This window comes from Kitasatospora sp. NE20-6 (assembly GCF_045862635.1).
Map to the genome: position 1 here is coordinate 22,077 of NZ_BPRL01000048.1, position 13,317 is coordinate 35,393.

At 72.1% G+C, this 13,317-nt stretch carries 13 protein-coding genes and 2 riboswitches; of the genes, 6 read left to right on the top strand and 7 right to left on the bottom strand.

What is annotated here, in order from left to right; translation table 11 throughout:
- Positions 1 to 31: 31 nt before the first annotated feature.
- From SNE206_RS28085 to SNE206_RS28105, 5 genes are all read right to left on the bottom strand, one after another.
- On the bottom strand, positions 32 to 409 hold the full coding sequence (locus SNE206_RS28085) for a GntR family transcriptional regulator (protein ID WP_407916296.1): 378 nt from the start codon (positions 407 to 409) through the stop codon (positions 32 to 34).
- Positions 410 to 520: 111 nt separating this feature from the next.
- Entirely contained in the window at positions 521 to 2,179 is a 1,659-nt protein-coding gene (locus tag SNE206_RS28090; protein ID WP_407916297.1) for a cytochrome bc complex cytochrome b subunit, read from the bottom strand.
- Complete coding sequence (locus SNE206_RS28095; RefSeq protein WP_407916298.1) at positions 2,176 to 3,228, bottom strand: Rieske 2Fe-2S domain-containing protein; 1,053 nt, start codon at positions 3,226 to 3,228, stop codon at positions 2,176 to 2,178. Before SNE206_RS28095 ends, SNE206_RS28090 begins: the two co-directional genes overlap by 4 nt.
- An 8-nt stretch (positions 3,229 to 3,236) precedes the next feature.
- Positions 3,237 to 4,043 (bottom strand): c-type cytochrome, encoded by an 807-nt coding sequence (locus SNE206_RS28100; RefSeq protein ID WP_407916299.1) that lies wholly within the window; start codon positions 4,041 to 4,043, stop codon positions 3,237 to 3,239.
- A 158-nt stretch (positions 4,044 to 4,201) separates the two neighbouring features.
- Positions 4,202 to 4,822 (bottom strand): heme-copper oxidase subunit III, encoded by a 621-nt coding sequence (locus SNE206_RS28105; protein ID WP_405013707.1) that lies wholly within the window; start codon positions 4,820 to 4,822, stop codon positions 4,202 to 4,204.
- 326 nt (positions 4,823 to 5,148) lie between these two features.
- Here SNE206_RS28105 and SNE206_RS28110 point away from each other — a divergent pair, with 326 nt between their 5' ends.
- From SNE206_RS28110 to SNE206_RS28120, 3 genes are all read left to right on the top strand, one after another.
- Positions 5,149 to 5,574: a hypothetical protein gene (locus tag SNE206_RS28110; protein ID WP_407916300.1), complete on the top strand. Its 426-nt coding sequence runs from the start codon at positions 5,149 to 5,151 to the stop codon at positions 5,572 to 5,574.
- A 133-nt stretch (positions 5,575 to 5,707) separates the two neighbouring features.
- On the top strand, positions 5,708 to 6,784 hold the full coding sequence (trpD, locus tag SNE206_RS28115; RefSeq protein ID WP_407916301.1) for an anthranilate phosphoribosyltransferase: 1,077 nt from the start codon (positions 5,708 to 5,710) through the stop codon (positions 6,782 to 6,784).
- 83 nt (positions 6,785 to 6,867) lie between these two features.
- Positions 6,868 to 6,985, top strand: a riboswitch (SAM riboswitch).
- Positions 6,986 to 7,031: 46 nt separating this feature from the next.
- Entirely contained in the window at positions 7,032 to 8,393 is a 1,362-nt protein-coding gene (locus SNE206_RS28120; RefSeq protein WP_407916302.1) for an aminotransferase class V-fold PLP-dependent enzyme, read from the top strand.
- Between the two features lies 1 nt (position 8,394).
- On the opposite strand, the gene SNE206_RS28125 is transcribed toward SNE206_RS28120, so the two are convergent.
- Together SNE206_RS28125 and SNE206_RS28130 are read right to left on the bottom strand one after the other, a co-directional pair.
- On the bottom strand, positions 8,395 to 8,676 hold the full coding sequence (locus SNE206_RS28125) for an Lrp/AsnC ligand binding domain-containing protein (protein ID WP_407916303.1): 282 nt from the start codon (positions 8,674 to 8,676) through the stop codon (positions 8,395 to 8,397).
- Positions 8,677 to 8,721: 45 nt separating this feature from the next.
- Positions 8,722 to 9,507 (bottom strand): rhomboid family intramembrane serine protease, encoded by a 786-nt coding sequence (locus SNE206_RS28130; protein WP_407916304.1) that lies wholly within the window; start codon positions 9,505 to 9,507, stop codon positions 8,722 to 8,724.
- A gap of 150 nt (positions 9,508 to 9,657) precedes the next feature.
- Here SNE206_RS28130 and SNE206_RS28135 point away from each other — a divergent pair, with 150 nt between their 5' ends.
- From SNE206_RS28135 to SNE206_RS28145, 3 genes are all read left to right on the top strand, one after another.
- Positions 9,658 to 9,942: a hypothetical protein gene (locus tag SNE206_RS28135; RefSeq protein ID WP_407916305.1), complete on the top strand. Its 285-nt coding sequence runs from the start codon at positions 9,658 to 9,660 to the stop codon at positions 9,940 to 9,942.
- 245 nt (positions 9,943 to 10,187) lie between these two features.
- Positions 10,188 to 11,549 (top strand): NYN domain-containing protein, encoded by a 1,362-nt coding sequence (locus SNE206_RS28140; RefSeq protein WP_407916346.1) that lies wholly within the window; start codon positions 10,188 to 10,190, stop codon positions 11,547 to 11,549.
- 190 nt (positions 11,550 to 11,739) lie between these two features.
- Positions 11,740 to 12,765, top strand: a complete 1,026-nt coding sequence (locus SNE206_RS28145; protein WP_407916306.1) for an NlpC/P60 family protein — start codon at positions 11,740 to 11,742, stop codon at positions 12,763 to 12,765.
- A 358-nt stretch (positions 12,766 to 13,123) separates the two neighbouring features.
- A riboswitch (cyclic di-AMP (ydaO/yuaA leader) is annotated at positions 13,124 to 13,308 on the top strand.
- Positions 13,309 to 13,317 lie beyond the last annotated feature (9 nt).

Here is a 13,317-nt window from a genome sequence, read left to right on the forward strand (position 1 = left end):
CTCCCCACCCGCCGGGCCGGCCCACGGGTGTTCAGGACCCGTAGGCGACCTGCACGGCCGTGCTGACGGCCGCCAGCGCCTCGTCCCGCGAGACGCCCAGCCGGAGGGCCCGCTCGGCGTACTCGGCGGCCGCGGCGGCCGCGAAGCGGTGGGCGGAGTCGCCGGCCGCGGCGACCGTGGTGCCGCGGCGCCCGTGGGTCTCCACCACGCCGTCGGCCTCCAGCTCCCGGTAGGCACGCGCGACGGTGTTGGCGGCCAGCCCCAGCTCCTCGGCGAGGGCCCGCACGGTGGGGAGCTTCAGGCCCACCGGCAGGGCCCCGCTGCGGGCCTGCTCGGCGATCTGGGCCCGCACCTGCTCGTACGGGGGAGTGGCGGCGGTGTGATCGATGGTCAGCTGCACGCGGCCCATTCTGGCAGGCCGCAGGGCCTGTCAGGACGGCCTGTGGACGGCGCCGGAACGCCCGAGGGCCCCTGCCGTGCGGCAGGGGCCCTCGGGGTGTGCTGTGACGCCGGCGCGGGATCAGTGGTGGCCGTGGCCGCTGGTGATCTCGTGGTGCTCCTCGGAGGTCGGCTTGGCGACCTGGGAGCCGTCGCCGTAGAACGACTCGGAGAGCTTGGCGCGGGTCCGCTCGACCGGGCCGACCTTGCGGGCCACCCCGTTCTCGTCGACCGCGGCCGGGAGCTCGGCCGGCTGCGGCTGCTCGTGGGCGGTGAGCGTGTACAGCCGCTCCTGCGGGAGCTGCTGGTGGACCTCGATGAACTCACCGTGCGGCAGGCGCTTGATGACGCCGCTCTCGCGGCCGTGCAGCACCTTGTCCTTGTCGCGCCGCTGCAGGCCCATGCACCACCGCTTGGTGATGAAGAAGACCAGCACCGGGACGACGAAGAAGCCGACCCGCACGAAGTACGTGATCGAGTTGATCGACAGGTGCAGGTGCGTCGCGATCAGGTCGTTGCCACCGCCGATGAGCAGCAGCAGGTACTCGCTGATCCAGGCCGCACCGAAGGCGGTGCGGACCGGGGCGTTGCGCGGGCGGTCGGCGATGTGGTGCTCGCGCTTGTCGTTGGTGACCCAGGCCTCGACGAACGGGTACAGCCAGATGACGGCCAGCACCAGCGGGAAGACCATCAGCGGGACGAACACGCCCATGTTGAGGGTGTGGCCCCAGGCGCGGATCTCCCAGCCGGGCATGACGCGGATCAGGCCCTCGGAGAAGCCCATGTACCAGTCGGGCTGCGCGTCGGTGGAGACCTGGTCCGGGCGGTACGGGCCGTACGCCCAGATCGGGTTGACCGTGGCGACCGCGGACATCACCGAGATGACGCCGAACACCAGGAAGAAGAAGCCACCGGCCTTGGCCATGTAGACCGGCATGAGCGGCATGCCCACGACGTTCTTCTCGGTGCGGCCGGGGCCCGCGAACTGGGTGTGCTTGTGGTAGAAGACCAGGATCAGGTGCGCCACCAGCAGGCCCAGCATGATGCCCGGGATGAGCAGCACGTGGATGGTGAAGAACCGCGGCACGATGTCGGTGCCGGGGAACTGACCGCCGTACAGGAAGAACTGCAGGTACGTGCCGACCAGCGGCACCGCCAGGATCGCGCCCTCCATGAACCGGATGCCGGTGCCCGACAGCAGGTCGTCGGGGAGGGAGTAGCCCATGAAGCCGTCGAACATGCCGAGGAAGAGCAGGCCGGCGCCGAAGAGCCAGTTGATCTCGCGCGGCTTGCGGAACGCGCCGGTGAAGAACACGCGCATCATGTGCACGAGCATCGCGGCGACGAAGACGATCGCGGCCCAGTGGTGGATCTGGCGGATCAGCAGACCGCCGCGCACCTCGAAGCTGATGTCCATGGTCGAGGCGTACGCCTCGGACATCCGGATGCCGTCGAGCGGGGCGTACGGGCCGTGGTAGACGACCTCGGCCATGCTCGGCTTGAAGAACAGCGTCAGGTAGACGCCGGTCAGGATGATGATGATGAAGGTGTAGAGGCAGATCTCGCCGAGCATGAAGGACCAGTGGTCCGGGAAGATCTTGCGCAGGTTGGACTTGGCGAGGGTGTAGATCCCCAGCCGTCCGTCCGTCCAGTCAGCGGCAGCCTCGAACTTGTTCGCAGGCTTGGCGCGGGTGCTGGCCGGCTTGGAGGCGCCGGTGGCGGCGCTCTTCGCGGTACTCACGCGCGCTCCCAGAAGCTCGGGCCGACGGGCTCCTGGAAGTCGCCGGTGGCGACCAGGAAGCCCTTCTCGTCAGTGGTGATCTTCAGCTGCGGCAGGGGGTGGCCGGCCGGGCCGAAGATGACGCGCGCGCCGTCCGCCAGGTCGAAGGTCGACTGGTGGCAGGGGCAGAGCGCGTGGTGGGTCTGCTGCTCGTACAGGCTGATCGGGCAGCCGACGTGGGTGCAGATCTTCGAGTAGGCGAGGATGCCCTCGAAGCCCAGCCCGGCGGAGGTCTTGTCCTTCAGGTCCTCCGGAGCGATCCGGACGAGCATCAGCGCGTCCTTGGCGATCTGCTGCTGGAAGTCCTCCTGGTCCTCCTCCAGGCCCTCGGGCTTGGCGAACGTCAGCGAGCCGACCACGATGTCCTCGGGCTTCATGGGCTCGTTGGTGTTCATGTTGATCAGGGGGAGGGGCTTGGCCGGGGTGGCCGCGATCCAGCCGGTGTGCTGCAGCTTGTCCTCGGGCAGCGGGCCCAGGTCGCGCAGCAGCACGACGCCGGACAGCGGCACCAGGGCCATCGAACCGATCAGGGTGTTGCGCAGCATCTTGCGCCGGCCGAAGCCGGACTCCGCCGCACCCGTCCTGAACTGCTCGATGACGTCGGCACGCAGCTCGTCGTCCGCCTCGATCGCGTGGCGCTCGGCCGGGATCTCGTGGTCGGACATCAGGGTGCGCGCCCAGTGGACGGCGCCCGCGCCGATGCAGAACAGCGCCACGCCGAGGGTCATGCCGAGCGCGAAGTTCAGCGCGCTGATGTGGCCCAGCGGGAAGACGTAGATGATCTTGTCGATGTCGAAGACCACGTACGAGGCGATGAACCCGATCGTGGCGAGCATCGACACGACGAACAGCAGGGAGACCTGCCGCTCCGCGCGCTTGGCGGCGCGCTCGTCGATGTCCGTGCGGCGGGGCTCGTGGGCCGGCAGCCCGGGGTCGGCGAAGGGGTCGCCGTGCGTGGCGACCTCGTGCCCTTCGGAGCCGTGGGACTCCGGCAACTTCTCGTCAGACATCTCGTGGCTCATGACTTCTTGGCCTTGGTGGTGTGGGCGGCGACCCAGATCGCGACGAAGATGAGCAGGCCGAGGCCGAAGATCCAGCCGAACAGGCCCTCGGTCACCGGACCGAGGCTGCCCAGCGCGAGACCGCCCGGGTTGGGCTCATCGTTGGTGTGGCGGACGAACGCCACGATCTGCTTCTTCTGCTCCTCCGGCATCGTCGTGTCGGGGAACGACGGCATGTTCTGCGGGCCGGTCTGCATGGCCTCGTAGATGTGCTTGGCGTCGACACCCTCCAGCGACGGGGCGTACTTGCCCTGCGTCAGGGCACCGCCCTTGCCGGCGAAGTTGTGGCACTGGGCGCAGTTGGTGCGGAAGAGCTCGCCGCCGGCGGACACGTCCTTCGGGTCGGCCGAGGTGTACTGCTCCTTGGTCGGTGCGACCGGGCCGGGGCCGAGCGAGGCCACGAACGCGGCCAGCTGATCGATCTGGGCCTGGGAGTAGATGACCTTCTTCTTGGGCACCTGGGCGCCGGACTGCTGCGCGGGCATGCGGCCCGTGCCGACCTGGAAGTCGACCGAGGCCGAGCCGACGCCGACCAGGCTCGGACCGTCGGAGCTGCCCTGGCCGTCGAGGCCGTGGCAGGAGGAGCAGCCCACGGCGAAGAGCTTCTTGCCCTCGTCGATCGCGAGCGACTGCGAGGAAGTGTCGGCCTGCGCCCGCTCGGCGGGCGCGAACGCGGCGTACAGCCCCCCGGTGGCCGCCAGGGCGAGAAGTAGGACGACCAGCGCCGCCAGTGGGTGGCGCCGTCGTGCGGAGAGCTTTTTCACGGATTACCCCGGTGTCAGGATCTGGTCGGCTGGTGGCTGCGCCCGAGGGACACCGGTCTGCTCGGGGCCGGTGCCCGGGTGGGGCGCGGACCGGTCGGCGGGGCGTCCGCGTGAGGGCGGGCGCTGTCTCCGGCCGCGGCCAGCGACCTGATCAGCCTTTACTTGATCAGGTAGATGGTCGCGAACAGGCCGATCCACACGACGTCGACGAAGTGCCAGTAGTACGACACCACGATCGCGGCGGTGGCCTGCTCGTGCGTGAACCGCCTGGCGGCGTACGTCCGCCCCAGGACCAGCAGGAAGGCGATCAGACCACCCGTCACGTGAAGGCCGTGGAAGCCGGTGGTCAGGTAGAACACCGTCCCGTACGGGTCGGAGGACAGCGACAGGCCGTCCACCTTCACGAGCTCGGTGTACTCGAAGATCTGACCGCCGATGAAGATCGCGCCCATCACGAAGGTGATGACGAACCACGAGCGGAGCTTCTTGACGTCACCGCGCTCGGCGGCGAAGACGCCGAGCTGGCAGGTGAGGGAGGAGAGCACCAGGATCGTGGTGTTCACCGAGGAGAACGGCACGTTGAGGGCTTCCGCCTTCTCGTGCCAGAACTCCTGCCCCATGACCGAGCGGAGCGTGAAGTACATCGCGAACAGGGCCGCGAAGAACATCAGCTCGGAGCTCAGCCAGACGATGGTTCCGACGCTGACCAGGTTCGGCCTGTTGACCGCTCCGTGCGCGTGTCCGGTTTCTGTTGCTGTTGCTGTCGCCACGACGGACATTATGTCGGTCCCTTATTCCGTCTTCACGCCGGGGGGTGCTCCTCGGAGTGTCCGGTGCGTGCGGTATGCCCCCCTGGGCTCCGGGGCGGGGGAACCGGGCCGGTGGGTCTGCGCACTGTCCGTTTTCTGACGGTTGTTCGAGACGGGTGAGCGGATGTCCCCCGATCGAGTGAGATCCGCGCGCGGCGGCTTGAGAGAGATCGTGCCAGGGGCTCACCGGGAGGGGTGCACGGGAGTAGCATCCGAGGGAGAACGTGGTCCGGATCACACTGGGCCGTTCGGAACGCGGCACATATTAAGAGGACGAGCACCCGGGAGCAGGGCCCATGGCGCACACGACCGACGAGACGCTCACCGTTCTCGTCTACAGCGACGACCGCAACACCCGCGAGCAGGTCACCCTGGCGCTCGGCCGCCGGCCCGCCGCCGACCTGCCGGAGGTCGGGTACCTGGAGTGCGCGACCACCCCCGCCGTGCTCCGCGCCCTGGAGAAGGGCGGCATCGACCTCTGCGTGCTCGACGGCGAGGCCGTCCCCGCCGGCGGGCTCGGCCTCACCCGCCAGCTGAAGGACGAGATCTACGGCTGCCCGCCGGTGCTCGTCCTCATCGGCCGCCCGCAGGACGCCTGGCTCGCCGCCTGGAGCCGGGCCGACGCCGCCATCGCCCAGCCGGTCGACCCGATGGCCCTCGCCGAGGCCGCAGCCACCCTCCTGCGCGCCCGGATCGCCCGGCGGACCCCCGCCCACCACTGACCGCTCCCGGCCGGCCGGAGGGCCGTCTCACCAGGAGAGAAGGGGCGGCCGGATCGGCCCGGCCGCCCGCCCGTGCTCGCTAGGCTGGCTCCATCCCTGTTTCGGTACCACCGGATGAGAGCTGGAGTCGGCCATGGTGAACGTGAACCCTGCGAACGGCGGCAAGGACCCCGTGCAGGTGGTCCGCACCTGGCCGGATCTGCTGACCTCGCTGCTCGCCGGCCAGGACCTCACCCGGGCCGACACCGCCTGGGCGATGGACCGGATCATGGCCGGCGAGGCCGTGCCCGTCCAGGTCGCCGGCTTCATGGTCGCGCTGCGGGCCAAGGGCGAGACGGTCGAGGAGATCGGCGGCCTCGTCGACGCCATGTACGCGCACGCCGAACCGCTCGACATCCCCGGCCCGGCGGTCGACATCGTCGGCACCGGCGGCGACCGGGCGAAGACGGTCAACATCTCCACGATGTCCGCGATCGTCGCCGCCGCGGCCGGGGCCAAGGTCGTCAAGCACGGCAACCGGGCCGCCTCCTCCGCGAGCGGCTCCTCCGACGTGCTGGAGAAGCTGGGCATCAGCCTCGACCTCGACGCCCGGCAGGTCGCCGCGGTCGCCGAGGAGGTCGGCCTCACCTTCTGCTTCGCCGCGAAGTTCCACCCCGCGATGCGGCACGCCGCCCCGGCCCGCCGCGACCTCGGCGTGCCCACGGCCTTCAACATCCTCGGCCCGCTCACCAACCCGGCCAAGGTCACCGCCCACGCCATCGGCTGCTTCGACACCCGGCTCGCCGGGCTGATCGCCGGCGTGCTCGCCCGGCGCGGCGCCCGCGCCCTCGTCTTCCGCGGCGACGACGGCCTCGACGAGCTCACCGTCTCCACCACCTCGCACGTGTGGATCGTCAAGGACGGTGCCGTCACGGAGACCGCCTTCGACCCGCGGGACGTCGGCATCGAGCTGGTCGGCATCGAGGCGCTGCGCGGCGCGGACGCCGAGTACAACGCCGCCGTCGCCCGGCGCCTCTTCGCCGGCGAGCGCGGGCCCGTCCGGGACGCCGTCCTGCTCAACACGGCCGCCGCCCTCGTCGCGCTCGACCTCACCGACGCGCCGCTCACCGGGCAGCTCGCGGCCGGCATCGAGCGGGCCGCCGCGGCGATCGACTCCGGAGCCGCCGAGGCCACGCTCAAGCGCTGGGCCGACGCCACCGCGCGCCGCTGACGGAGCCGGCAGGTGCGGGGGCGGCCGCCCCCGCACCTGCCCGGCCTTGACCGCTCCTCAGCTCTCGCCTAGAGTCCTCCACAGGTCATGAGTGGCAGCAACAAGCCCCAGCTTGCTGTCCGGCAACCCTCCGTCCGTGGCGGGGTGCCCTGGGTGAGGACCGGGCCGTGCGGCAAGTCGTCCGCGCGGCAAGCGCGGACCACCGGCGATGCATCCCCGGGGTCCCCACCTCGTGAGGAGCACCGCCATGTCGCTTTCCACCGAACTCTGCGCCCCGCTCGCCGTCCTCGGCCACGACGTCCAGGTGCCGCTCGCCTCCGGCGAGAAGGTCACCTACGCCGCCCTCGACTACGCCGCCAGCGCCCCCGCCCTCCAGCAGGTCTGGGACGACATCGCCGCGTACGCCCCCTACTACGGCAGCGTGCACCGCGGCGCCGGCTACCTCTCGCAGCTCTCCACCGACCTCTTCGAGCAGAGCCGCCGCACCGTCGCCGACTTCCTCGACCTGCGCGACGGCGACCAGGTCGTCTTCACCCGCGCCACCACCGACTCGCTCAACCTGCTCGCCGGGGCGCTGCCCGCCGGCACCCGCGTCTACGCCTTCGAGACCGAGCACCACGCCTCGCTGCTGCCCTGGCGCCACGCCGGCCTGACGGTCGAGTACCTGCGGGCCCCGCGCTCCCGCGCCGAGGCCGTCGCCGCCCTCGACGCCGCGCTCGCCGCGGGCGACCCCGCCGGACCGCGCCTGCTCTGCGTCACCGGCGCCTCCAACGTCACCGGCGAGCTGTGGCCGATCGCCGAGCTCACCGAGACCGCCCACCGGCACGGCGCGCGCGTCGTCCTGGACGCCGCCCAGCTCGCCCCGCACCACCGGCTGTCCGTGCGCGACCTCGGCGTCGACTGGGTCGCCTTCTCCGGCCACAAGCTGTACGCGCCGTTCGGATCGGGCGTGCTCGCCGGGCGCAGCGACTGGCTGGACGCCGCGGAGCCGTACCTCGCCGGCGGCGGCGCCAGCCGGACCGTGGCCCGCGAGGAGGACGGCTCCGTCGCCGTCGAGTGGCACCGGGGCCCGGCCCGGCACGAGGCCGGCTCGCCCAACGTCATCGGCGCCTACGCCATCGCCTCGGCCTGCCGCGCGCTGACCGCGGCCGGCTTCGACGCGCTGGAGGCCCGGGAGCAGGCGCTCGTCGAGCGGCTCACCGCCGGACTCGCCGGGATCCCGGAGGTGAAGGTGCTCAACCTCTTCGGCGAGGGCTCGGCCCGCGTCGGGGTGCTGTCCTTCGTGGTCCGCGGCTGGAACAGCTCGCACTTCTCGGCGGCGCTCTCCGCCGAGTACGGCATCGGCGTGCGCGACGGCCTGTTCTGCGCGCACCCGCTGGTGCGCACCCTGCTCGGCGGGGAGGACACGGCGCCGTCCGCGTGCGGTGCGCCCGAGCCCTCGCTGCCCGGCGAGCGCAGCCTCAACGCGATCCGGGTGAGCTTCGGCGCCGGCACGCCCGACGAGCACATCGACCGCTTCCTCGCCGCCGTCCGCGCGCTCGTCACCGACGGCGCCCGCTGGACCTACCGCAACGAGGGCGGCCGGTGCGTCGTCGACACCGCGGCCTGACCTACTCGTCCAGGCCCAGCGCGAACGCCGCCTCCAGATCGTGCTGCGAGTAGGTGCGGAAGGCGATCTGCGTCTCGGTGTGCTCCACGCCCGGCACCTTGTTGAGCCGGCCGGGGATCACCGCGGCGAGGTCCTCGTGGCGCCGCACCCGCACCATCGCCACGAGGTCGTAGCCGCCGGTCACCGAGTAGACCTCGCTGACGCCCTCGATCGCGGCGATCGCCTCGGCGATCTCGGGGATCCGGTCGACGCTGGTCCTGATGAGGACGATCGCGGTGATCACGGTGCGCGCTCCTGTGTGCTGGGGTGAGGCCCAGCGTATCCGCCGTCAGCTCGCGCGTCTGCCCTGCCGCAGACCCGCCGCCCGCACCGCCAGCCAGCCCGCGCTGAACCCGATCACGTGCACCAGGTACGCCACGCCCGGCACCGCGGACCCGACCGGCCACCACTGCAGCGCGAACCACAGCCCCAGCACCAGCCACGCGGGGAACCGCAGCGGCAGGAACAGCAGCACCGGTACCAGCGTCGTCACCCGCGCCCGCGGGTACAGCCGCAGGTAGCCGCCGAGCACGCCCGAGATCGCCCCCGACGCGCCGACCAGCGCCCGCACCGACTCGTCCGAGCCGGCCTCGGCCAGCGCGTAGCCGTACGTCGCCAGGTAGCCGATGCCCAGGTAGAAGAGGAGGAAGCGGGCCCGGCCGAGCCGCTGCTCCACACCGGGGCCGAAGACGTACAGGAACAGCACGTTGCCGACCAGGTGCAGCCAGCCCGCGTGCACGAAGAGCGAGGTGAGCACGGACAGCACCGGGATCTTGCCCGGGTCCGGGGTCGGCGTGCAGCCCTTCACGACCGGTGGCAGCGCGGCGAGCTGTCCGGCGTCCAGCGGTGCGTGGCCGAGGAGTTCCGCCGGCACCGCACCCCAGCGCTGTGCGAAGCGCTGCTCCGCGCACACCCGGGCGTCGCCGGTGCCGTACACCGGGTTGAGGCCGAAGCTCGGGCCGGCCAGCAGGACGAGCGTGCTGACCGCGATCAGCGCGTAGGTGACGTGCGGGGCACGGGCCGGTGCCGGGGTCGCGGCCTCCGCCCGCCCGCGCACGGGGGCGGGGACGGCCATGACAGCGAGCATTCCTCCCCGGCCGCCGCCCGACACCGGCCGCTGCTGCAAGCGGGTGACCTGTACCGGTGCGCGGACCGGTGACGGCCGCCGGGCCCGTACGCAATAGGCTTGGCCGACCGGACCAGGGACCATCCGAGAGGACCGCCGATGACCATCGCCGCCCCCACTGCCGAGACCCGCTGGCGCTGCACCCTGTGCGGCAACCTGACCCGCTTCGACGTGACCCGCTCGGCCCGGGTGGTGGAGTACCTGCACTTCGACCTGAGCGGCGAGTCGAAGGTGGAGGAGACCGAGGTCCTCAGCGAGACGCTGGAGTCGGTGCGCTGCCGCTGGTGCAACGCCGTCGACCAGGTCGAGCTGGTCGCCCGTCCGGGTGCCGAGGCCGAGGCAGCCGCCCAGGCGGAGGCCGGCGAGGGCGAGCCGCAGGCCTGAGCCGGCGACGGCACGGCACACCCCGGCGGAGCACGCGCACCGCCGGGGCGTGTGGCGCGGTACCCCTCGGGGCACGGTAGACGGGACAATTGCACAGAGCGGTGCATGGGCGCAGCGCGGTGCATTCGAGGGCGGCGGCAGCAGGCCGCGCGAGCCCGGGGAGCAGGATCGGAGCCAGGGACGTGGTGGACGCAGCGAGCGGGCCGTCCGAGCCGCAGGGGCAGCAGCCCGCTGCGGACGGAGGCCTGCCGGACGCGCCCGGCGCCGGGCCGGTGGCCGAGGCCGACGGCACGCCGTCCGAGCAGCTGGACCGCCCGCTGCCCGAGGGCGTGCGCCGCCGCGTGGTCGGCATCGCCGCCGACGCGCTGGGGGCGATCCCGGCCGCCGACCTGCCGTCGGGCCTGCGCCCGTACGCGAAGTTCACCCCCGCCCGCCGCGCGAAGTACGCGGCGACCGCGCTGGCCGCGGCGCTGGACGCCGAACCGTTCTTCCGGGTGCGCATAGCCGAGCGCCTGCGCCTCGGCCAGCCGGAGCTGGCCAGGGCGCTGGAGGCCGGGACGGTGCCTGCCGCCGCCGACCCGATGGACGTCGCCGCCGCCGCCTACCTGCTGCGCCCCGAGGGCTGGAGCCGCCTCGTCGCCGACGCCGGCCACGAGGTCGAGCGGGCCGACGCCGAGGGCGCGGCCGCCGAGGCGGCCCGGATCGTGGAGAAGCTGCAGGGCGAGCTGGCCGAGGTCCGGGCGGCGGCGCGCGCCGACCTGGAGCGCCAGCGCGCGGAGTCGGAGGGCGTGCGCCGGGAGGCCGAGTCGCTGCGCAAGCGCGTCCGCTCCCTGGAGAGCGACACCCGGCGGGCCCAGGCGGAGACCCGCAAGGTGCAGGCCGAGCTGGACGGCGTCCGGACGGCGTCCGCGGCGGAGCGCAGTGCCGCGGACGGCGAGGCCCGGCGGCTGCGGCACCGCATCACCGAGCTGGAGACCGCCTCGGAGGCGGGCCGCCGTTCGGCGCGCGAGGGCCGCAGCGTGGAGGACATGCGGCTGCGGCTGCTGCTCGACACGGTGCTGCAGTCGGCGCAGGGCCTGCAGCGGGAGCTGGCGCTGCCGGTCGCCCAGCTGCGGCCGGCGGACCTGGTGGACGCGGTGGAGCCGTCCTCGGCGAACCCGCACGACGTGGCCCGCCGGGGTCTGGCCGAGGACGACCCGGCCCTGCTCGACCAGCTGCTGGCGATTCCTCAGGTGCACCTGGTGGTGGACGGCTACAACGTCACGAAGACCGGCTACCCCGCGCTGCCGCTGGAGCAGCAGCGGCTGCGGCTGCTGGGCGGGCTGGCCATGCTGGCGCAGCGCACCCACGCCGAGGTGACCTGTGTCTTCGACGGGCAGGACCTCGACGTGCCGGTGATCATGGCGCCGCCGCGGGGGGTCCGGGTGCGCTTCAGCCGTACCGGGGAGACCGCGGACGAGCTGATCCGGCGGATGGTGCGGGCCGAGCCGGAGGGGCGGCCGGTGGTGGTGGTCTCCACGGACCGCGAGGTCGCGGAGGGCGTGCGCAAGGCGGGGGCCCGCCCCGTGGCGTCGATTCTGCTGCTCAACCGGCTCTCCCGGCCCTGACGGGGCGTCGGCCCAGGTCGGAGCGGTGGTGGCGAGGTTGTGTCGGGCTGGTGAAATCCCGGTCGGGGGGCCGACTTCGCAGCGGAGGGGAGTGGCGCCGGAGGCGGATCTTCACTAGGGTCTGGCGTCAAACCTATTTTCCGGACCTCACTCGATCGAGTGAGTCCAGCAGGAAGAAGGAGCTAGACCCTTGGCCTCCCACCGCCGTCCCAAGCAGCCGAGCCGCGCGCGGGTATCCGTGCTCACCGCTGCAGCCGCGACCGCGGTCGCCCTCTCCGCCCAGGCGAGCGCCCACGCCGCCCCGGCAAAGCCCACCAAGGACGAGGTCAAGGTCCAGGTCGACAAGCTCCTCGAGGAGCAGGAGCAGGCGTCCGAGACGTACAACGGAGCCAAGGAGCGGGGCGAGCAGCTCCGCAAGCAGGCCGACCAGCTGCAGGACCAGATCGCGCGCGGTCAGCAGCAGCTGACCGAGGTCGCGTCCGGGCTGTCCGCGGTCGCCGGCGACCAGTACCGCACCGGCGGCGTCGACCCGACGGTGGCGCTCATGCTCTCGTCGGACCCCGACAACTACCTCGACAAGGCGTCGAGCAACGAGCAGGCCACCGACACCCAGGCCTCCACGCTCAAGAGCCTGAAGGAGCAGCAGCGCCGGCTCGACCAGCAGAAGCAGGAGGCCGCGGCCATCCTCGCCGAGCTGGACCGCTCCACCCAGACGCTGAACGAGGCCAAGGCCGAGGTCCAGAAGAAGCTCTCCGAGTCGCAGCGCCTGCTCAGCTCGCTGACCGCCGCCGAGCGCGCGTCCATCACGGGCCGCGCCTCCCGCGCCGGCGACCGCGTCGACATCAGCAACCTGCCGCCGGCGTCCGGCTACGCGGCCGCGGCCGTGAGCGCCGCCCTCAGCAAGCGCGGCGTGCCGTACGTGTGGGGCGCCACGGGCCCGAACTCCTTCGACTGCTCGGGCCTGATGGTGTGGGCGTACGCGAAGGCCGGCGTCTCGCTGCCGCGCACCTCGCAGTCGCAGGCGACCGTGGGCGTCAACGTCGGCACCAACATCGCCAACGCGCAGCCCGGCGACCTGATCATCTACCACTCGGACGCGCACCACGTGGCGATGTACATCGGCAACGGTCTGATGGTGCACGCCCCGCACACCGGTGACGTGGTGAAGGTGGCGTCGGCGACCGTCATGCCGATCAAGACCATCCGCCGGGTCTGACCCCGCGGTAGCAGATCGGACATATGCCTCATCCGCGGCGTTTCTGATGCCGCGTGACACGCCCGGGCTGGCGGAGATCCTCCTGTGATCTCCCCCACGTCCGGGCGTCCGATTTCCTGCTCGTCGGATGAGAAACCATCAGCTGACCATGGAAATCCGTTCAGGACCGGTCGTATTCACCGATGGGAACGGTCGTTGATCCGAGATTTTTCCGACAAGGATTTGAACGGATCACGGATCGGTTACTAAGGTCATCCCACGGACCGCCGCGGAGTCGATCACCCAACCCGGGTGACGGCGGTGGTCGCCGCCGAGTCCGCGACGCAGCTGGGCAGTGTGAACTGCCTACGGGGAGGCCCCTGAGGGGGCGCTGTCGAACGGAGCCGGGGAACCACGTTCCCCCGGGGTGAATCGGCGTCAGGCCGGCCGCGCCGGCCGGCCCGCGGGAGTCCGCGGGCCGCAGGGGCGGGCGGTGAGACGTCGTAGGGCAGCTTCCGGCCCGAACCCGTCAGCTCACCCGGTAGGCGGTGTGAGGAAGAAGGAGTCCGCCTT

Excerpts from the sequence above, each read along its gene's own strand:
- SNE206_RS28085 (WP_407916296.1), bottom strand. The coding sequence starts at position 409 with ATGGGCCGCGTGCAGCTGACCATCGATCACACCGCCGCCACTCCCCCG.
- SNE206_RS28095 (WP_407916298.1), bottom strand. The coding sequence starts at position 3,228 with ATGTCTGACGAGAAGTTGCCGGAGTCCCACGGCTCCGAAGGGCACGAG.
- SNE206_RS28105 (WP_405013707.1), bottom strand. The coding sequence starts at position 4,822 with ATGTCCGTCGTGGCGACAGCAACAGCAACAGAAACCGGACACGCGCAC.
- SNE206_RS28110 (WP_407916300.1), top strand. The coding sequence starts at position 5,149 with ATGGCGCACACGACCGACGAGACGCTCACCGTTCTCGTCTACAGCGAC.
- trpD (WP_407916301.1), top strand. The coding sequence starts at position 5,708 with ATGGTGAACGTGAACCCTGCGAACGGCGGCAAGGACCCCGTGCAGGTG.
- SNE206_RS28120 (WP_407916302.1), top strand. The coding sequence starts at position 7,032 with ATGTCGCTTTCCACCGAACTCTGCGCCCCGCTCGCCGTCCTCGGCCAC.
- SNE206_RS28130 (WP_407916304.1), bottom strand. The coding sequence starts at position 9,507 with ATGGCCGTCCCCGCCCCCGTGCGCGGGCGGGCGGAGGCCGCGACCCCG.
- SNE206_RS28135 (WP_407916305.1), top strand. The coding sequence starts at position 9,658 with ATGACCATCGCCGCCCCCACTGCCGAGACCCGCTGGCGCTGCACCCTG.